15 protein-coding genes are annotated in these 22034 nt (G+C 40.5%); all 15 read left to right on the top strand.

The annotated features are described in order from the left end of the window. Positions 1-174: 174 nt before the first annotated feature. On the top strand, positions 175-2844 hold the full coding sequence (clpB, locus tag PI95_RS23095) for an ATP-dependent chaperone ClpB (RefSeq protein WP_039743381.1): 2670 nt from the start codon (positions 175-177) through the stop codon (positions 2842-2844). Between the two features lie 158 nt (positions 2845-3002). Next, positions 3003-3989 carry a hormogonium polysaccharide biosynthesis glycosyltransferase HpsE gene (gene hpsE / locus PI95_RS23090; protein WP_039743383.1) on the top strand — a complete coding sequence of 329 codons (987 nt, stop codon included), beginning with the start codon at positions 3003-3005 and terminating at the stop codon, positions 3987-3989. A gap of 105 nt (positions 3990-4094) precedes the next feature. Further along, positions 4095-5084, top strand: a complete 990-nt coding sequence (locus PI95_RS23085; RefSeq protein WP_039743385.1) for a glycosyltransferase — start codon at positions 4095-4097, stop codon at positions 5082-5084. A gap of 363 nt (positions 5085-5447) precedes the next feature. Beyond that, complete coding sequence (locus PI95_RS23080) at positions 5448-6383, top strand: glycosyltransferase (protein WP_039743387.1); 936 nt, start codon at positions 5448-5450, stop codon at positions 6381-6383. A 308-nt stretch (positions 6384-6691) separates the two neighbouring features. Then, positions 6692-8671 carry a molecular chaperone HtpG gene (gene htpG / locus PI95_RS23075; RefSeq protein ID WP_039743389.1) on the top strand — a complete coding sequence of 660 codons (1980 nt, stop codon included), beginning with the start codon at positions 6692-6694 and terminating at the stop codon, positions 8669-8671. Between the two features lie 170 nt (positions 8672-8841). Continuing rightward, entirely contained in the window at positions 8842-9078 is a 237-nt protein-coding gene (gene rpmB / locus PI95_RS23070; RefSeq protein ID WP_039743391.1) for a 50S ribosomal protein L28, read from the top strand. A gap of 568 nt (positions 9079-9646) precedes the next feature. Beyond that, positions 9647-14638 carry a hormogonium polysaccharide biosynthesis protein HpsA gene (gene hpsA, locus PI95_RS23065; protein WP_039743393.1) on the top strand — a complete coding sequence of 1664 codons (4992 nt, stop codon included), beginning with the start codon at positions 9647-9649 and terminating at the stop codon, positions 14636-14638. 53 nt (positions 14639-14691) lie between these two features. Further along, a complete protein-coding gene (gene hpsB, locus PI95_RS23060) occupies positions 14692-15411 on the top strand; it encodes a hormogonium polysaccharide secretion pseudopilin HpsB (protein WP_039743395.1) in 720 nt (239 codons plus the stop codon). A gap of 33 nt (positions 15412-15444) precedes the next feature. Then, the gene (hpsC, locus tag PI95_RS23055; protein WP_039743397.1) at positions 15445-16437 is read left to right on the top strand and encodes a hormogonium polysaccharide secretion pseudopilin HpsC; all 993 of its coding nucleotides are present in this window, start codon (positions 15445-15447) and stop codon (positions 16435-16437) included. A gap of 37 nt (positions 16438-16474) precedes the next feature. Beyond that, positions 16475-17194 carry a pilus assembly FimT family protein gene (locus tag PI95_RS23050; RefSeq protein ID WP_039743400.1) on the top strand — a complete coding sequence of 240 codons (720 nt, stop codon included), beginning with the start codon at positions 16475-16477 and terminating at the stop codon, positions 17192-17194. 219 nt (positions 17195-17413) lie between these two features. After that, positions 17414-18373 (top strand): hormogonium polysaccharide biosynthesis glycosyltransferase HpsE, encoded by a 960-nt coding sequence (hpsE, locus tag PI95_RS23045; RefSeq protein WP_039743402.1) that lies wholly within the window; start codon positions 17414-17416, stop codon positions 18371-18373. Between the two features lie 85 nt (positions 18374-18458). Then, complete coding sequence (locus PI95_RS23040; RefSeq protein WP_052324888.1) at positions 18459-19022, top strand: prepilin-type N-terminal cleavage/methylation domain-containing protein; 564 nt, start codon at positions 18459-18461, stop codon at positions 19020-19022. Between the two features lie 37 nt (positions 19023-19059). Continuing rightward, complete coding sequence (locus PI95_RS23035) at positions 19060-19695, top strand: TIGR04282 family arsenosugar biosynthesis glycosyltransferase (protein ID WP_039743404.1); 636 nt, start codon at positions 19060-19062, stop codon at positions 19693-19695. 327 nt (positions 19696-20022) lie between these two features. Then, positions 20023-20865: a hormogonium polysaccharide biosynthesis protein HpsJ gene (hpsJ-B, locus tag PI95_RS23030; protein WP_039743406.1), complete on the top strand. Its 843-nt coding sequence runs from the start codon at positions 20023-20025 to the stop codon at positions 20863-20865. 165 nt (positions 20866-21030) lie between these two features. Next, entirely contained in the window at positions 21031-21921 is an 891-nt protein-coding gene (locus PI95_RS23025) for a glycosyltransferase family 2 protein (RefSeq protein WP_039743408.1), read from the top strand. The last annotated feature ends 113 nt before the right edge of the window (positions 21922-22034 follow it).

The following is a 22034-nucleotide window of genomic DNA, read 5'->3' as shown; positions in this document are numbered from 1 at the left end:
TATTTTTTTTTCCCTTTCCCCTTTCCCCTTTCACGGCAGATGCTCCACTTGGGGAAACCCCAAGACCGCACTGCCTCCCCTTTCCCCCTCCTTTCTTACCAATTACCAATTACCAATTCCCAATTACCTATTACCAATGACCAATTTAAAATCTAAAATCCAAAATTCTACAAGATGCAGCCTACAGATCCAAATAAATTTACTGATAAAGCCTGGGAAGCGATCGTTAAATCTCAGGATGTAGTTCGTGCTTATCAACAACAGCAATTAGATGTTGAACATTTAATTATCGCTTTATTAGAAGAACCCACTGGATTAGCAACACGCATCCTTGCGCGGTGTGAGGTTGATCCGTTCCGTTTGCAGCAGCAAGTCGAAGCATTTACCCAACGTCAGCCGAAAGTTGGCAAAAACGAGCAGCTTTACCTCGGTCGCAATTTAGATATTATGTTAGACCGAGCCGAAGAAGCAAGAGTGAGGATGAAGGATTCCTTCATTTCTGTGGAACACATGCTTCTGGGTTTTGTTGAGGACGATCGCATCGGACGCAAGATGTTCAAAGCTTTTAATTTGGACTCCTCGAAGTTAGAAGCGACGATCAAAACTGTTCGCGGTAGCCAAAAAGTAACCGATCAAGCTCCTGAATCTCGTTACGAAGCTTTACAAAAGTTCGGCAGAGACTTGACAGAACAAGCAAAAGCTGGTAGGCTCGACCCGGTAATCGGACGCGATGATGAAATTCGCCGCGTAATTCAAGTATTATCGCGTCGCAGCAAAAATAACCCGGTATTAATTGGTGAACCTGGGGTAGGGAAAACAGCGATCGCCGAAGCTTTAGCACAGCGCATGGTTAACGGTGATGTTCCCGAATCTTTGAAAAACCGCCAGCTAATTTCCCTAGATATGGGTAGCTTGATTGCTGGGGCAAAATACCGAGGTGAATTTGAAGACCGTTTAAAATCAGTCCTACGTGAAGTTACTGAATCGAACGGTCAAATAGTTTTATTTATTGACGAGTTACATACGGTTGTTGGTACAGGTTCTAACCAACAAGGAGCGATGGATGCGGGAAATTTACTCAAACCAATGTTAGCGCGGGGAGAATTGCGTTGTATTGGTGCGACAACCTTAGATGAGTACCGTAAATACATTGAAAAAGATGCGGCTTTAGAAAGACGGTTTCAACAAGTATTTGTCGATCAGCCCAGCGTGGAAAATACCATTTCGATTTTGCGCGGTTTGAAAGAACGTTACGAAGTGCATCATAATGTAAAGATTTCTGACTCGGCGTTAGTCGCGGCGGCTACATTGTCATCAAGATATATAAGCGATCGCTTTTTGCCAGATAAAGCGATCGACTTAGTAGATGAAGCCGCAGCTCAGTTGAAAATGGAAATTACCTCCAAACCTGCGGAATTAGAAATTATTGACCGTCGCTTAATGCAGCTAGAAATGGAAAAGCTGTCATTAGCAGGAGAAGAGAAAGGTACGGCACAAACAAAAGAACGTTTGCAGCGAATTGAGCAAGAAATCGTCAATTTGACTGAAAAACAGCACGAATTTAATGAGCAATGGCAAGGGGAAAAGCAGTTATTAGAAGCGATCAGCGCTTTAAAGAAACAAGAAGAAGCGTTGCGGGTACAAATTGAACAAGCTGAACGAAACTACGATCTCAACAAAGCTGCCAAGTTAAAATATGACGATTTAGAGCGAGTACAGCGCGACTTGGAAGTAAAAGAAGCGCAACTTTTGGAAACTCAAAACCAAGGTACTACTTTACTGCGCGAACAAGTCACCGAAGCTGATATTGCGGAAATCGTCGCCAAATGGACGGGAATTCCTGTAAATCGCTTGTTGGAATCGGAAAGACAAAAATTACTGCAATTAGAAAGCCATTTGCACCAACGAGTCATTGGACAAGAGGAAGCCGTAGCAGCGGTATCAGCCGCAATTCGTCGCGCTCGTGCGGGGATGAAAGACCCAGGACGCCCGATTGGTTCATTTTTGTTTATGGGACCGACTGGTGTAGGTAAAACCGAGCTAGCGCGGGCTTTAGCGCAGTTTCTCTTCGATTCTAGTGACGCATTGGTGCGGTTGGATATGTCCGAGTATATGGAGAAACATTCGGTTTCTCGCTTAGTCGGAGCGCCTCCCGGATATGTAGGTTATGAAGAAGGCGGTCAACTTTCGGAAGCAATTCGCCGCCGTCCATACTCGGTAGTGCTTTTGGATGAAGTGGAAAAGGCACATCCAGACGTGTTTAACCTTTTATTGCAGGTTTTAGATGACGGTAGAATTACTGATTCTCAAGGGAGGCTAGTTGATTTTCGCAACACCGTAATTGTGATGACGAGTAACATCGGTAGCGAATATATTCTCGATCTATCTGGTGATGATTCTAAATATGACATAATGCAAAAGCGGGTAACAGAAGCTTTGCGATCGCACTTTCGCCCAGAGTTTCTCACCCGCTTTGATGAAATAATTATTTTCCACACCCTGAGTCGCCAAGAAATGCGGCATATCGTGAAGATTCAACTCAAACGGGTAGAAAATCTTCTCGCAGATCAAAAAATATCATTGGAGATATCGCCAGCAGCGTGCGATCGCTTAGTAGAAATCGGTTACGATCCAGTTTACGGGGCACGTCCAATTAAACGGGCAATACAGCGAGAAGTAGAAAATGCGATCGCTACCAAGTTGTTAGAGAACACCTTTATCTCTGGCGACACGATTTTAATCGACAAGGGGGATAACGGACTCACCTTTAGTAAAAAAGTGACAGTTAAAATCTCAGTCCCACAAACCACCGTCAACTCGCTCAAGTCATTGCCTGAGGCTTGAAACTATATACACAGATAGTCCTGGCAATTTTTCGTTACTAGGCTGTAGCCTAGTAACGCTTTTTTAGATGCTCTGCATCCTGAGGATGAATTTCTCAGCTACTGAGTGGGCATACTAAAATTATCAGTTCCATTAAGGTTAATCCCTAATTAATTATCATGTCCGTTGATTTTACTGTAGCCATACCTACTTACAACGGAGAAAACCGTTTACCCAGAGTACTCGAACGGTTGCAAGAGTGCTTTATATACACTACGCGATCGCACAATAAAATAGAAGACCTCTGCTGGGAAATTATTATTGTTGATAATAACAGTACAGATGGTACAGCAAAACTAATTCAGGAATACCAAGCCAACTGGCATCATCATGTACCCTTACGCTACTATTTTGAACCAGAGCAAGGGCTAGCTTTTGCAAGACAACGTGCCGTAAAAGAAGCAAAAGGTGAATTTGTTGGTTTTTTAGATGATGATAACCTCCCCAAACCCAACTGGGTAAGCGAAGCATACAAGTTTGGGAAACAGCATCCCGCATGTGGTGCATACGCAAGTCAAATTCATGGTTTATTTGAAGTCGAACCATCAGAACACCTCAAACAAATAATTTTTTACCTAGCTATTACTGAGAGGGGGTATGAACCCCTTTTATATGAACCTCGAAAAAAGGGATTTCCTCCTGGTGCTGGCTTAGTCGTGCGTCGCCAATTATGGAATAATTATGTTCCCAACCGTCTTTTTTTAGTAGGTAGAGTTGGCTCATCAATGTTAGCTGGTGAAGATGCAGAAGCTCTGCTGTATATTCATCGTGCAGGCTGGGAAATTTGGTATAACCCAGCGATGGAAATAGAGCATATTATCCCATCTTGGAGATTAGAAAGAAGTTACTTAATTTCCCTGATGCGGGGTATTGGTCTAAGCCGTTATCATTTGCGGATGCTACTACTTGAAAGCTGGCAAAGACCATTCGCTTTTTTTATCTACCTTCCGAATGACCTACGTAAATTGACATTATATTTTCTCCGTCATCATACCGTAATTGAAAGTGATGTTGTTGCTGCTTGTGAGATGGAGCGACTGCTAGCTACTTTCATGAGTCCTTTTTATTTAGGTAAAATCCAAATTAAAAGATTTTTACGAATTTGATATAAATTACTTAATTTCCCTGATGCCTATTATTGATTACCGCAATTATTCTTTGTAATTAATACTTGTCAATCAGCAAGTAAATTACAAATTTTTGCTTAGATCATGCCTAAAATATCTGTCATTATTTCTGTTTATAATGGCGAAAAAACCATTGAAGCAACAATTAATTCTGTTTTACAGCAAACGTTTGATGATTTTGAATTAATCATAATCAATGCTAGTTCAACAGATTCGACATTGGAAATTATTTATCAAATTCAAGATGAACGTATAAAAGTATTTACATATAATCGCGCTAATGTAGCTGTCAATCGCAATCGTGGTTTTAACCATGCTAAGAGTGAATTTATTACATTTTTAGATGCAGATGATCTCTGGACTCCAGATAAACTAGAAGCACAGTATAAAGTGCTGCTAGAAAATCCTGAAGCTGGCGTTGCTTACAGCTGGAGTAATTGCATAGATGAAACAGGTAAATTTTTGCGCGGATGTTCATACGTCAAATGGGATTGTGATGTTTATCCCAAACTATTGTTAGATGATTTTATCGGCAGTGGTTCTAATGTGATGATTCGCGCCTCAGCATTCTCCGCAGTTGGAGGTTTTGATGAATCACTCTCCAATGCCCAAGATACAGACATGTGGTTGCGTTTAGCTACACATTATCATTTTGTTGTAGTGCCAAAGGCGCAAATTTTGTATCGGATTTCTCCTAGTTCAATGTCTTCTGATATTTTGGGATTGGAGAAATCAAACTTACAAGTTATAAAACGAGCTTTTGCTCACGAGAAAGCTGCATCTTTACAGCACTTAAAGCGATACAGCATTGCTAACCTCTACAAATACCTAAGCTACAAAGCACTTTCAACGCCTCCAGGACAACATAACTTCCCTGTCGCAGCGAGATTTTTGTGGCAAACTGTTAGAACAGATCCCTTCATGCTACTAAAACCAGTCATATATAAGGCTTGCTTGAAACTTATAGCAATGAGTCTACTACCTCCGGTGGCAGCGCAAGTATTACTTACTAAATTTCCCCGACTCTCAAATACCAGCACTTTTCTAGGATATGAAAAATTAGATTTAGTTTGAATAAAAATACTCATTACGTAAGTAGATGTAATGACTTGGCTGACTAATATTGGCGGTAAGATAATCCGACAATCTGCAACTCAAATAAAGCCAAGTTATACGTCTAATTTATGTAAACTTTCCGATTTGAAAAGGTTTATCCCAAAATAATAGTTTAATAGCTTGATTTTTTTGCTCAATGTCCTATAAAATGATTTTATGAGGTTGCGATCGCACGTTTTTTTCAAGAAAATTAAAACTGGCATTGATATCTGTATTAGCTATTAGCTGGGCTAAATTACTATTTCGCCAAATTATTTGTCTCTCGAATACTAGCATCTGACTGGTCTATATTCATTTGAATTACTCATAACTAAATTTAAAATGGCACTTATATCTGTAATTATTCCCGTTTACAATGGTGAAAAAACCATTTATCAAACAATTGAATCTGTATTAAAACAAACATTTGTTGATTTGGAAATATTAGTCATTGATGATGGCTCAACAGATTCAACGGTAGAGATTGTTAAAAGTATTTTGGATTCACGTTTACACATATATTCTTATCCGAATGCCGGTATATCTGCAAATCGCAATCGCGGATTAGCCAAAGCTACAGGCGAATACCTGTCCTTTATCGATGCCGATGATCTTTGGGTATCTGATAAGCTAGAAGCACAATTAAACGCACTATTAAAACATCCCCAAGCTGCTTTAGCTTATAGCTGGACTGATTATATTGATATGAATGGTAATTTTTTAAAATCAGGTAGACGCATTACAGAAACTGGTAATGTTTACAGCAAGCTTTTAATGTATAATTTTTTAGAAAATGGTTCAAATCCTTTAATCCGCTCTGAGGCTTTCAATACCGTTGGTGGTTTTGATGAATCACTTCCCGTTGCTGAAGATTGGGATATGTGGTTGCGTATTTCAGCTTATTACGAATTTGTATTAGTGCCAGAAGTAAAAATATTTTATAGAGTACAAGCTAACTCTTTATCTACTAATCTTGTACAGATGGAAATAGACAGTTTGCAAGTTATCGAACGTGCTTTTACTCATCCAAAGGCTAAATCTCTACAGCATTTAAAAAAAAATAGCCTAGCTTTGCTTTATAAATACTTAACTTTTAAAGCTATTGAAAATCACGACGAAAAACAGCACTCGTTGAAAGCTGCCCAGTTTTTTTGGAATTGTATTAGATATAATCCCTCAGTGCTACGCCAGCGGCGTATCATGTTAATAGCAATCTTGAAAATAGTCTTTCCTCAGCTTTACTACGGTATCAATCAGCTATTGCATGGTAAACGGTAGACTAAATATTATTCGCTTAAATCAGATTTTTACTTTTTTGTTATCATTAGATCGCCCATATTTGTAAATTAGCGTAGGTTATGGGATAAGCCGTAGCTACCTGATAGTGTAAGTAATTTTACTAGGTGGGGAAATCCGAATCGCTGCTTGGGGGCAAACAATCCTTTAAAAGCGAGCGATCGCCTAACTTTAAGCATTAAAATTCTGATTGATAAGATTTTCCCATAGCGCCTTACTTAACAAATGAGGGTTAAGGGTGAATCTCGCTTCAGTTATCATTCAAATACTTGTACCGAACATTAGGAATCATGCTTGAACAAGGCACTATCAGTATCCATACTGAGAATATTTTCCCGATTATCAAAAAGTCTCTCTACTCCGACCACCAAATATTCTTGCGGGAACTGGTCTCCAACGCTGTAGATGCCATCCAAAAACTGAACATGGTATCTCGCGCTGGGGAATATTCAGGTGACATCGGCGAACCAGAAATTGAAATCGCCATTGACAAAAACAACAAAACCCTCTCCATCACCGACAACGGCATTGGGATGACTGCTGATGAGGTGAAAAAATATATCACCCAAGTTGCTTTCTCCAGTGCCGAAGAATTTATTCAGAAGTACCAAGGCAAATCAGACCAACCGATAATCGGTCACTTTGGTCTTGGCTTCTATTCCTCCTTCATGGTGGCGCAAAAAGTCGAAATTGATACTCTGTCCTACAAAGAAGGTTCCCAAGCAGTTCACTGGAGTTGTGATGGTTCTCCAGAGTACACCTTGGAAGACTCACCGAGGACAACTCGCGGCACTACCATTACCCTCACCCTGCAAGAAGAAGAAGAGGAATATTTAGAATCATCACGAATTAAGAATCTTGTCAAGACTTACTGCGATTTCATGCCAGTACCCATCAAACTTGAGGGTGAGGTGTTAAACAGGCAGAAAGCACCTTGGCGAGAATCTGCCAGTAGCTTGAGTAAAGAAGATTATTTAGAGTTTTACCGCTACCTGTATCCTTTCCAGGAAGAACCGCTTTTGTGGGTGCATTTGAATACAGATTATCCCTTTATCATCAACGGGATTTTGTATTTTCCGAAGATGAAGCCAGATGTTGATGTTACGAAAGGGCAAATTAAGCTATTTTGCAACCAAGTTTTTGTCAGCGACAACTGCGAAGAAATTATTCCGCAATTTCTGGTTCCCATGCGGGGTGTGATTGATAGCACCGACATTCCCCTGAACGTATCGCGGAGTGCCTTGCAAACCGATCGCACCGTGCGGAAAATAGGCGATTATATAGCGAAAAAAGTAGGCGATCGCTTAAAAGAAGTTTATCGAGGCGATCGCGAACAATATATCAGCATTTGGAAAGACCTCAGCACCTTCGTTAAATTTGGTGTCCTCAACGACGATAAATTTAAAAAACAAGTCGAAGACATCATCATCTTCCGCACCACCGCCAAGCTATCAGAAAAAACCGCTGATACCCCAGCAGTACAGGTACAATCTGAAGAAGGCGACGCATGGCAAGATATAAGCCCCCAAACGGCTGATTCCACCCCTCAGTCACCATACACCACCCTCAAAGAATACCTAGAACGTAACAAAGAACGTCACGAAAACCGCGTTTTCTACTGTACCGATGCAGCCACGCAAGCTACCTACGTAGAATTGCACAAAAACCAAGGTTTAGAAGTCCTATTTATGGACTCCTTCATCGACACCCACTTTATCAACTTTCTAGAGCAAGAATATAAGGATGTTAAATTCACGCGGGTAGACTCCGACTTAGATAACACCTTGCTGGATAAAGACAAGGCTAGCGAAATTGTAGACCCTGCAACCAACAAAACTCGCAGTGAAGTCGTCAAAGAACTCTTTGAGAAAGCCCTCAACAAACCCCGACTTAACATCCGCACCGAAGCTTTGAAATCCGACGATCCGCAAGGAACACCACCAGCAATGGTGCTACTACCAGAAATTCTGCGGCGTCTGCGGGAAATGAACGCCATGATGCAACAGCAAAGTGCAGAGTTTCCCGAAGACCACATTTTGCTAGTGAATACCGCTCACCCGCTGATTCAAAATCTGGCAAACCTCAACCAAGGCACTATAATTCAAGGTGATGGTCAGTCGCCTACAGGTCAATTGGTGAACATGATTTGCCAACACGTCTACGATTTGGCGCTGATGTCTCAAAAAGGCTTTGACGCTGAAGGAATGAAATCCTTTGTCGAACGCTCAAATGAAGTCCTCACCAAGCTGACAGAACAAGCCGCAAAATAGCATTTTTCGTGTCTCTCTCGTTCCCTGGCACAGCCAGGGAATGTCTACTAGAGGGCTGCTGCCTCATATTCTCACATTGCTAATGCCGCAAGGATATAATATTGCATCTTACTCGGCAAGAATTTAATACAATAAGAGATTGTGTTCAAGATAAATAGGATATTCCAAGTATGTCTCGTCGCTGCGAATTAACTGGTAAAAAGGCAAATAACGCCTTTGCAATTTCCCACTCCCACCGTCGTACCAAACGGCTTCAGCAAGCCAACCTGCAAAGCAAGCGTGTTTGGTGGCCCCAAGGAAACCGTTGGGTTAAACTGAAACTATCAACCAAAGCCATCAAAACCCTAGAAAGTAAAGGGTTGCACGCAATGGCAAAAGAAGCCGGCATTAACCTTAATCATTACTAACAATCGCCAATTCATAAAAACGCACCCAACATAAAGCGCATTTTCGTAGTAAGCGCTTCAGCGCTTTAGCCTTTACTAGTCCATCAAAATTAATGTGGTCAACTACCACACTAACCGCACAGAAGAATACTTACCACTCAAGCCTCCCCAGTTAGGGGAGGCTTTTAACTATCTAATATTAATTTTTCATCAACTGATATGTTTTCTTTAACAGATGGGTACTATAAGTTTACTTTGCTAACAACAGCTTCAGGAAATCACCTGTTGCTGAAATACCTTTGGCAAAATTAATGTGAAATTATGGCGCTATTTTACTTTGTTGGCTATAAATTAAAGAATTCAGATAAAATCCGTATTTACCGGAATAATCTCCAAATATCACAAATGATATAACTCTAATAACAGGGATTTTTTGTGTTGTTACCACATTTAAAAATCGGTAAAACACAGTGAATTAGTCATATAAATAAAATCTCTGCACCTTGCCTGCGACATTATTCGATAGGCTTAATTTTCAAACTCAAAAAAATACAAAATTTAGTTAAATACACTTGACAGGAAAGCAGCTATGTCTTCAAAACGCCGGCTAGTCAAGGCAATAAAAATATTATCTAGAAGGTTTAGTAAGTTTAGTAAAAAGTATCTAACCGCAATTAACAAGTTAATTAATTGGCTATTGCGGACTTTATTTATCACCCGAAGACGACGAGAATCAGCGAATGCTGGTTTTGTATTGCCAACAGTGGCGATGGTGGCGTTAGTAGTTGTGCTGCTAACAACTGCAATTTTATTTCGGTCTTTTGATAGAGCAAAAAATGCTAGTAACGTCCGAGTAAATGAAGCGGTTTTGAGTGCTGCATCACCGGCTCTTGAGCGAGCCAGAGCAAAAATAGATCGACTATTTAAAGACCCTCGACTACCACGTTCAACTCCTTCAGACTTATCACTTGCTCAAGTTATTAGTGACAATGTTAATCAATTTACCTTTGGTGATGAAACACAACTGACAGTTGCATCTGAATTTAAGCCTGCATCTGGCATTGATAAGGATAAAATTTCAAATACTGCTTGGAAATATCCCGTTGATACAGATAATGACGGCAAATTTGATAGTTATACCTTATATGGTATTTACTATAAAACTCCTATCAGTGTAAGAAAGCGAAGCACTGTAGAAGCAAGAACACAACCAATGGATGAAGGGACTAGTAGTAAGTGTAAAAGTAAAATTCCTACTAGCGCCAACTTAGTAGGCAGCCAAGGTTGGTATAAAGTCGGCAGTAAGTTGAAAAGAAGCATTTTTGTTTATACGACTACCGTACCTATCACTGATGAAAGTTTAAGTGGAATACCTAATAAGAAACGCGATCAATATAAACCATTCAAAGGGAATAGAGGCTTTGCAGCGCTGGAATATCAGCAAGACCGAGAACGAATTCCACTTAATAATAATGCAGTTTTATATGAAGATGATTTAGAAATTGCTCCTGGTGCTGGTTTTCAAATCAATGGACGTATTTTTACAAATGGTAATTTACTGACAACAAAAACAGATACAGGTGACGAGGCTAAAATTAGATTTTATCTAATCAGTAGTGATGCGTCTTGCTATTACCCAGAAGAAGAAAATAGCAGGATTGTTGTTGCCGGTAATGTGATAAATAGCCGTGCTAATAGTAGCGCTGCTGGAAAAGGGGGTGTAAGAGTAGATTTATTTGATTCCCAATCTTATAAAGATAAATCTGACGAGATTGATGGCACTCAAAAGACTGTACCCGCAGCTGTTTACGGTAATACCGCAGCCTATAACGATGAGGCTTATGTAAAACGAATTAATCGTTTGGTAGAAGCAACAATCAAGGAGGGTAAAACGCTTCCGGACGATGTTCAAAAAGAAATTGATCGAGATAGGGCTGCTGATAAAACCCTCACACTTGAAGACGCACGTAAAGAGCAGCTAAAAATTTACTTCAGACAGCGCACGCGGCGTGTGCCTTATGCTGAGATACCTTTCAGCAACGATCCCAATGATGAGACTGCACTCGGTGCTTACAAAACAACTAGCCCTCTACAGGAAAATGGTAATTCTTTGCGACCAGTGGATAAATGGGTGTTTCCCTTCAATCCTGCTAATGGTACAAATGCAAGTGGTTATGCTGAGATAGGCATTAAAGAAAACGGTAATAAGCTTTATTTATCAGCAACCGATCCAAAGGAAAGGGAAAAAATAAAACGATCAAAGCCAGAAGAAGATAAAGAAGAAAGAATAGGCGATCGCATTTTAGTTGGTAACAACTTACCTCAATTTTGGTACGACTCCACTAAAGGTAGATTTATCAGTGCAGCAGATGCGGCAGAACAAGCTGTTTCTGGTAAGGTATGGGATAACAGCGGTGGCAAAGAGCGTAAACGTTTCCCCCAAGCCTTTCAGCTAGATGACTTAGGAATTACAGACCGGGACGACTTCTGGGAAAAATCAGCCGCACAAGACCCTCAAAACGCTTTAGATATAGTTGGTGGCTTGCGAGTAGTCACAGGTGCGGGAATTTATTTACCTAATGGTTATACTTCCACCAGTACAGCAGCTCAGTTGATTGCTGCGACGACTGCCACTAGAGATATTGTATGGGCAGACACTATGCCAACAGGGGTGAACACGCCTGCTCAGGGTTTACCTAATGCTCTAACGCCATATTTGCAGATGCGGGCGACTGTAGTTTATCACTACAAAGATGACCCATACGATCCAAAAACCCCAGCTGACTATCAAGCTCCAATAGCTTGTGTCAGCAGCTACTACGACCCCACAAACAGACAATCAGCAACAAATCGAGAAGGACTACCAGATATTAGTAAAAGAGTTGTAGCGCCTGCGTTAATAAATACCAGAGATTTGGCACTCACAACTACTGTTAGCGCAGCGAATGCTGGTAACTCTCACAATGGTGTTGTTTACTCAGCATCGAGCTTGTCACCAACAACTTATGAAGCTGTCCTGAATTATCAAGCGAATCTGAAATATCCAAATGGACGCTATGTAAACGAACAACTCAAGAGGGCTGTAGAGAAAGGAAGTGGTACGCTTACCCTTGCAGAACAGTCAGCAGTTGATTCTGCCGTATGTGCTTTGAAAATTATGGATGGTAGTATTCTTGCTCCCACAGATAGTGCTGTTCCTCATGGGGCTATTATGGAAACTGCCTTTCTGGATGCAAGACAGATTAAGGCTATTGATAAGCCTGTAGCAACATCTTCCACAACCTACGATTTAGATGTTGAATTACGTCAGCCGTTGGAAGTTCGTACCACAGTTATAGATTTGGATTTGTTGCGAAGAAAATCCAAAGGTAATAATAAATTCAATGTTGAAGAGTTTCTTCTACCGAATAGTGGCATTATTTATGCTACCCGTGACGATGCATTATTAGATGGCACTAAAGCAAATACATTAGAGAGAAGAGAAAAAGGTACGGATAAAAAGGATGATATAGACAAAGAAGTCAGCGCTACGGATTTCAAGCTAGACCCAACTCGCCGACCAAGCGGAATTCTGCTGATCAACGGCAGCCGCTTAGATCGTAAAACTACTTACAGACCAGAAGAAAAAGGTCTTATCTTGGCATCTAACCTGCCTGTTTACATCAAAGCACAACTTGATACTAACGGAAAAGGATATTTCAACCGACACACTCAAGAAGAATTCACAGATATCCTCTTGAAGGAAAGCAGTGACTGGAGTAGCACTTTCTACGCACGTAAAACGCTTAACGATCAATTTGCCTGCCGTCCTGGTCAGTTTTCTGAATGTAGTACAGGTGAAACTTGGCGACCTGCATCGGTGATTTCCGATTCCATCACAGTTTTATCCAGTAGCTTCGAGGAGGGGAAACGCGAAGATGGCGATTACGACTTGAGGGACAATGCTGGTAATTTAGCTATTGGCTATGACTTGAATGGAAATAACACTATTGAAAACACAGACATAACCTTGGATGAGAATGTTCTTAAACTGGATCTCAATGGCAACGGTGATATGGCTGATACTAGCGTCAGCACTTTAGATGAAACCAAGATTCAAGCTGACATTGATGGTGATGGCAAGATACAAACTACTGCGGCAAAGATTAAAGAGAACAATCTTACCGGAACTGTTATTGCTAGGCTAAATGGCTTCTGGGATAACAACTTCGTTACTAGCCGTAACTTTACAGATTCTCAATACTCCGGTAGCGGCGGCACAGGTAGTTCTTATTTCAACAACTTCGTTACCCCAATTCAGCGTCGGGTGCAATTTCCAGAGTACCTAATGGAAATTTGTCGCAAATCAACAGTTGCAGCTTGCACGGCTGATGATTGGGTAGTTGGTTTTGATGCTGATAGTGATAAAAAGGTTAATTGGGCTGATGCTGCAGAAAACCTCAAGGCAAGCAAAATACCAGTAGATACTCTGGTTAATAAGCTTGGAGCAGGCACTACAGCTAGACCAGCATTGAATGAAGCAGACCAACATTACCCCCGCCGAGTCGCTTTCCTGCGAGACACTGCCACGGGTAACTTAATCTTGACAGGCGGCGCAGCTCCTAATAGCAGACCAATTCCTTTGGGAATTAGTGGCACTGATAACCCACCTGATTCAGCCACAGATGATGCAGGAAAGATAAAATATTACGCTTTCCATACTGAAGGTTCTTACACTAAATATGATAGTTCTACCAATCGACCTAGGTTACACCAAAGGGCGTTGTGGTTCAAGACAATTAACACTGCTACAGCTAATTATGGTTACAAGTATCCTTTGTGGATTGAAAATAGGACTGTGCTAACTAATAATAGGAAAACAGACCAGCCGTTGTTAGTACCAGTATTGCAAATTCAGTATCCTTTCATAACCCCAACAACTGATAATATAACTAGTCTCACCGAATCCCAAAACGTACAAGATAATTCTAACAACTGGTTGCAACGTGCTACCGCTACAGAAACAAATCTGGTATTTACTCAAGGTAATACTCCAGCACGCCCAACGGAAACCAATGGTGGTCTAGAAAACTTTGTGCGTTATCTAGAAAATTGGAAAGATATCAGCCATTTTGCTAGTGGTGCTTTCATCCAGTTCAAACGTAGTTCTTTCGCCACAGCGCCTTGGCAAATAGCAACCGCTGATTACAATAATGCAGACACTGGTTATTCATTAACAAAAACAACATTTGGATACCCACAAGGCTATAGAACCACGGTGACTACCGATGGTGGAAACCTGGGTCGTTCTCCGTTCTACGTACCACCTAAGCGTTTCTGGGGTTATGATGTAGCCTTGCTGACACAGTTACCTGACTTGTTCTCACAGCGCTTTGCTTCACCCAGTACAGCCGAACCTAACGAATATTACAGGGAAGTAGCGCGAGATGATGATTGGGTGAAATCTTTGTTATGTGCTGCCGAAGATCACGAAATCACAGAAGGTGGATATGACGTTGCTACTCCTGGCTATAGTAGCAACCCTAAATATGACCCTTACTATGCTATCAGCAAAGACCAACGCCCCTCTTCTTGCCAGTAATTGAAGCTATTTCCAATTCAGATAACAAGCCAGCACAATTTGATTACTGACTTATGATTCACCACAAACAGCAGCCAGCATCCCCATCTAGTGAGTCCGGCTTCACCATCATCGAGTCATTAATAGCGATCGTTGTTGTTGCCATTTTGATGACTGCGATCGCACCCGTAATTATCTTATCTGTGGCGACAAGGTTACAGGCAAGACGGGTAGAATTAGCAACTGATGCAGCCAAAGCCTACATTGATGGTGTCAGATCTGGGACAATTCCAGCCCCTACTATCACAAAGAAAAGTGTAGGTGCAACCACCGATCCGCTACCACCAGATGCTCCTTCAGGGACATTAACATGCAATAAGTCAAATGACTACTGTTCTTCGCCTACGTCTTCATCAGCTAGTTTGTATTGCTTCAATGGAGATAACACTGATGGCTGTACAACTAGTAGCTATAAGGACATGGTTATTCAGACGTTTGGATATAATTCGGCTTCCATCGATGCCCAAGAGGGATATAAATTGGGAGTGCGAGTTTACAGAGCAGATGCTTTTAAATCTGGTATAACGCTAAAAGCATTAAAGGATAAAGACATCAAAATACAAAATTCCTTTACTGGGGGAACTGGCTTAACAGCCATACAAGCTCCCTTAGTAGAATTTACGACAGAAATATCGAATAAATCAACCTCGTTTGGGAATTTCTGCGATCGCCTCAAACCCCCTGATTCTAATCCAACTAGTAATCCTAAACCTAATCCTCAATCTGAATGCTAAACATCTGAAATCTGAATAGGTAAATACTATATCATGAGTCTACTTAAAAGGGTTTTAATTAATCAGCTAATAATCTCTAAGACTAAACAAAAAAATGATGGTTTTACTCTTATAGAATTGCTAGTAGCTATGATCCTAGCTTTTCTTGTAATCACTCCTCTGCTAGGATTTATGATTAATGTTTTGGATAACGATCGCAAAGAGCAAGCGAAAGTAAACTCTGAGCAAGAAATTAAAACAGCACTTGACTACATTAAACGTGATTTGGAACAGGCAGTTTATATTTACGATGCTGATGGAATTAATGCTATTAGGCAGCAACTACCTAAAAACACAACTGATGATAAAAATAAATTTTTTCCTGTTCTTGTATTTTGGAAACGGCAGTTTATTCCCAACGGACTTCCGGTTAACGATACAGCAGGTAGTCAATTAGATGATACGTTCGTTTACTCTTTAGTCGCCTATTATTTGATTAAAGATGATAACCTTACATGGTCTAAAGCTGCTAGAATTGGTAGATTTCAAATAAGCGATGGGTATGGAATCACTGATGCCAATAAAAACGAAACTAGAGATGATGGGTTTAAAAAATTTGAACTAAAAGACTCTGGCAACTTAAAGAGCAAAATGAATCAATGGACAAAAGACACTACAAAAACTTACAAACAAGATGTTTTGCCTTTGATTGATTATATAGACCAAACACCTATTAGCACAGATAAAAATCCACAACCTACAGATTGCCCTACACCTCTAACTGCGACTCCTCCTCCTAGTATACAAATGGTGCCACAGTTTACAGGAAGCGGAGATGCTGTAGCTACTGGTAATGTTAAAACACGCGGCTTCTACGTTTGTGTAGATTCAAGCAACACAGTAGTGCAAGTATATTTACGGGGTAATGCAATTGCCCGACTTCAACAAAATGATCTAGATTATACGAATGAAAGAAAAGAAAGAGAAAGTTATTATCCTCAAGCAAGCGTAAGGGTACAAGGACGCGGATTCGTATTTACTAAATAAACTTTGAATTCGTTGAGTTAACTAAGGAAAGCGTACTATGTATAGCCCAATATCATTCAATATGTTAGGTAAATTCTCTATAAAAATGTTGGCTGCAAAATCAAAACGCTCCTCCTATGTTTATCAACAAACTGCTGGGTTTACATTAATTGAGGTTTTGGTAGTAGTAATAATGGTGGGAATTCTGGCAGCGATCGCAGTTCCTAGCTGGCTTGGTTTTACCAACCGACAGCGAGTAAATAAAGCTAACGATGTCGTCTTAGCTGCACTGCAAGACGCACAGCGACAAGCTAAAAAGACAAAATTGAGCTATAGCGTCAGTTTTCAAAATGTCAATTTTATAAATGTTGGCAACATTTCTATGGTAGCGGTTCATCAAGGCGTTATTCCACCTCCGGCTCCTTCCAATTATGATAAAAAAGGTATATGGAAGCATTTAGGTGAGGATATAGGATTTAAATCAAACCAAGTTTTATTTTATACCAATCTTGAGAATAATTCTGATGGTACTAAATTCAACAAAAAAGCTTCTGATCCCGTCAACTATAATACGTTGGGAAGTGGCACAATTACTTTCGATTATATGGGTGCTTTGCCTGGAACAGCAGGGGGTTCATCAGACGAACTTGGTTTAAAAATCGCTGTAGCTGCACCTAACGTAGGAAGTTCTACATCAGCTAGCAAGTTGAGACGATGCGTCATTGTAGACACTCTTTTAGGAGGAATGCGAACTGCAAAAGATGATAAGTGTAACTAAATAATAAATGCAATAGCTAAACTATAATAAAAATTCCATAAAAATACGGAACCATAAACTGCACCTTCAAAGCAAACTTGAAATATCAGGTGCAATTTTTGTTTATATATTTATCTCATTAGTGATGGCAAATTAGTCACATAGTAACTTTGACTAGATTTTTTCCCCTTGACTGGGCATACTAAAAAAGTATCCTAATAGCAATACAAATTTTAGGCTATGACTGAGAACCTTGACTTTACTGTGGCTATCCCAACTTACAATGGTGAAAGTCGTTTGCCTGAACTGCTAGAACGACTGCGAAATCAAATTAATACCGAACACTTATGTTGGGAAATCATTGTTGTAGATAATAACAGCACTGACAAGACCGCTAAAGTTGTTCAAAACTATCAAGCAAACTGGCAATGCCCTTACGCCTTAAAGTACTGCTTTGAACCACAACAGGGAGCAGCATACGCCAGAAAACGAGCAGTTGAGGAAGCCAAAAGCAAATTTATCGGTTTTCTTGATGATGATAATTACCCAGTATCAGACTGGGTTGCAAAAGCTTATGACTTTGGTCAAAAAAATCCAAAACTGGGGGCTTATGGTAGCCAAATCCACCCAAACTGGGAAGTAGAACCACCAGAAAATTTTCAGCGCATCGCCCCTTTTTTGGCAATTACTGAGCGCGGAAATTTGCCTTTGCTGTATGAAGCTTCAAAAAAATTACTACCACCTTCTGCTGGACTTGTTGTTCGCAGACAAGCGTGGTTAGAAAGCGTGCCGAATCATTCTATTTTAACTGGCAGAGTCGCTGGCAATATGCTTACCAGTGAAGACTTAGAAATGTTGTCTTACATCCAGAAAGCTGGTTGGGAAATTTGGTATAACCCGGAAATGGAAATATATCATCAGATACCTCATTGGCGCTTGCAAAGAGAGTATTTGATTCCATTTTTTCAAGGTATTGGACTTAGCCGATATGTTACCCGAATGATGAATATAAACCCTTGGGTTAAACCATTCGCTTTTTTTGCCTATATAATAAATGACTTGCGTAAAATTGTCTTGCATTTACTTAAATATCGGACACAGGTAAAAACTGAGTTGGTCGCTGCTTGTGAAATGCAACTGTTTTTAAGTAGTTTAATTAGTCCTTTTTTTCTATTGAAAAAGGGATATTTTAAGAAATAATTTTTCCTGATTAATTGTTATTTTTAACAGTTGGAATGAAAGAAAAAGTAATAATTAATGTATCAATATATTGGGTGCATTAAATATGGAAAAAATCTTGGTGCGTCTTCTACTTCTAGTTAATACAAAAAATATCTCCAAGAATCGCTTTAACAGTGGCTTCACGCTGCTAGAGATTTTGGTAGTTGTTGTACTAATAGGTCTATTAGCTGCGATCGCTCTACCCAGCTGGCTGACTTTTGTAAACGTTCAACGCCTCAACACTGCCCAAAACCAAGTTTACAACGCCATGCGCCAAGCTCAAAGCCAAGCCACCAACGAAAAATTGACCTGGCAAGCCAGTTTTCGAGTAAATAACGATATTGTTCAGTGGGCAGTTCATCCTGCTACAGTCAACCCAACTGATGCTAAGTGGAATAATTTAGATTATAATGTGCGCCTTGATTCTGAAACAACCTTGCCAGAACCAAATAGTATACGAAAATTTCAATTTGACTACAAAGGTAATGTTAAACAGCTTGGACGGATAACATTATCTAGTCCATATGCGGGTAAAGCCAAGCGTTGCGTTTATGTTTCTACACTTTTAGGAACGATGCGAACGGCAAAAGAACGTGCTACAACTAAAGACGGTGATTATTGCTATTAAAATATTTGTGATTGTTTAGACAAGATACTCCGCTTGCGTGCTAAAATCACCAACAAACTCGAAACAGCATCTAATTATTTTTACTCGCTATCCAGAACCGGGAAAGACAAAAACTCGGCTGATACCAGCTTTGGGCAGTGTTGGTGCTGCGAATCTTCAGCGACAGATGACTGAACATACAGTATCTCAGGTTAAAGAATTGCAAGCAAATACTGCTATCTCTTTAGAAATACGGTTTGCGGGTGGTAATTTGCAATTGATGCAAGATTGGCTGGGGTCTGATTTAGTTTATCAGTTACAAGGTGAAGGCGATCTGGGTTCGCGAATGATGCGATCGCTCTTAAATTCTTTTCAATCAAATGCAGAACAAGTAGTTATCATTGGTACAGATTGCCCTGGTGTAAATCCTCAGATTCTCGCAACAGCTTTTGAGCAACTGCACGTCTTTGACCTCGTGCTAGGTCCTGCGGTAGACGGTGGCTATTATCTGATTGGTTTGCAGCAGCCGTTTTCCGAATTATTGACTAATATCGATTGGGGAACTTCTCAAGTTTTATCAGAAACTGTGGATATTGCCCAGAAACTTAATTTATCAGTGGCTTACTTACCTACCTTAGCTGATGTTGACCGTCCAGAGGATCTGCCGATTTGGGAACAAGAGACTAAGGAGTAGGGACTAGGGAGTAGAAACTAGGGGACAAGGGGACAAGGAGACAAGGGGACAAGGGGACAAGGAGACAATTCTTTCTCCCCATCTCCCCATCCCCCTATCCCCCCCCCTCCCTTAGCCAACGCTTGTATAGTTGAACACGAGGAATTTCCGGAAGACACCCTAAATTACAGGTGCTACCGTGGTGTAGTTTAAAATCAAGGGGTAAAAATTCAATTTAATGTATTAAATTTGCTCTGAGGTTCTAAATAACAGATAAGGTCAAGGGAACAATATTCCAGTAACTTTAAATATGACATTCACTAATATTCACTACAAGACCGAAAAACTATGATTGACCGTTTGGCTACTGTGAACGCTGCCCGCACACTAAAAGTGGTTGGGACTATCTTAATTTTGTCCTTTTTGCTGGACTTTTTGATTTTGCTGTTTCCCTTCCAACCGACTGATAAAGGGTGGCAAATCGGCTTGGCAACAGCGTTAGTTGACCGAGGAATTGTGCCTATGGTTGGCTTGGGGATGCTGTTTGCCGGATATTGGATTGATAGTACTAATGATGGCGATCGCCCACAACCTGTAGATTTAAGATTTCCCGCACTGATACTATCGAGTCTCTTAGGGTTGTTATTCTTACTGATTTTTCCCTTGCACCTTAATAATGTGAATCAAGCTAAGTCTCAGACAGTAACTCGAATCACCCAGGATGCGGATCAGGCAGAAACTCAACTCAAAAGCCAGTTAACTCAATTACAAGCACAACTGGGTAACGCTCAGGTTAAGGCTCAACTAGAACAGCAAAAGAGCCAAATCAAAGCTCAGTTTACTGACTTGCTCAAAGATGAGCAGAAATATAAGCAAGCACTTGATAATCCTAACCTCCCTGCAACTCAGAAAGATTTACTCAAGAAGTTTAAGGCAAATCCCCAAGAGCTTGACAAATTTCTAGCGCAGCAAAGCGATCCTCAGGGACTTGCAAATGAAAGACTCAACCAAATTCGTCAGCGTAAGGAAGAAGCCCAAAAACAAGCTCAACAAGAAGCTTTGAAGTCTGGACTGCGGATTGGGATGAGTAGTTTGCTATTGGCTATCGGTTACATTATCATCGGCTGGACAGGATTAAGAGGTATGGGTGCTTTACAAGGTGGTGGACGTAAAAAAGCGCCGGCACGCTAATCTTTCATTTGTAGGGCAGTTAGACTGTCAACATGAAAAACACAAGACAGACTTAACTTGTAGTTAGCGCTGTCTTCAAAGAAAGCGCCAACTACAATGAGTCACATCTGTACGCAGTTGATGACGGCTATTTAGCAATTAGTAAAATCTTTATAAAACTAGAAAATGCTCTCAGTTTACATACTCACATATAACGAAGAGTTAGATATTGCCGCTTGTATCGAGTCAGCGATGCTATCGGATGACATTATTGTTGTAGACTCATGCAGTAGCGATCGCACTGTCGAAAGAGCAAAAAACTATCCTGTACGTGTTGTTCAACATGCTTTTGAAAGCCACGGAAAACAACGTACTTGGATGCTAGAATCTATTGCCCCTAAATACGAATGGGTCTACATTCTAGAGGCTGACGAGCGCATGACACCAGAACTATTTGCTGAATGCCTCCAAGCCATGAATAATCCAGACTACATCGGCTATTATGTCGCTGAACGTGTCATGTTCATGAATCGTTGGATTCGCTACAGCACCCAATATCCCCGTTACCAACTGCGGCTCTTCCGTCATGGTAAAGTTTGGTTTGACGACTACGGTCATACTGAACGCGAAGTTTGTGATGGTGCAACCAGCTTTTTAAAGGAAACTTACCCTCACTATACTTGTAGCAAAGGCTTGACCCGTTGGATAGAAAAGCACAATCGTTACTCTACAGATGAAGCTAAAGAAACCTTGTATCAACTAGAACACGGCAACGTTAACTGGCTAAATTTGTTTTTTGGTAAGTCAGAAGTCGAAAAACGCCGCGCTTTAAAAGATTTGTCTTTGCGTTTACCCGCTCGACCGCTGTTACGCTTTTTGTATATGTATTTTATTTTGGGCGGTTGCTTAGACGGACGCGCCGGCACTGCTTGGTGTACACTACAAGCATTCTACGAATATCTAATTTTGCTGAAAGTTTGGGAAATGAAGCACATGCCGAAACCCGACTCAGATATAGAAGCAACTATAGACGAGAATAGTGCCCAGATGACAGCACCTGAAAAACTATCCATTTAATTGATTATCGGGAATAGGAAAGAAAATTATTTCCTATTCCTTAATAATGTTACATTTACTATAAATTAAGATTTTTAACATAAATTTTTATCTTCTACCGTCCTGCCGATGTG

Origin of the sequence: Hassallia byssoidea VB512170 (genome assembly GCF_000817785.2) — a bacterium.
Taxonomy (GTDB): domain Bacteria; phylum Cyanobacteriota; class Cyanobacteriia; order Cyanobacteriales; family Nostocaceae; genus Hassallia; species Hassallia carrinoi.
The sequence above is the reverse complement of the archived record's forward strand: the minus strand, read 5'-3'. Positions and strand labels throughout refer to the sequence as shown.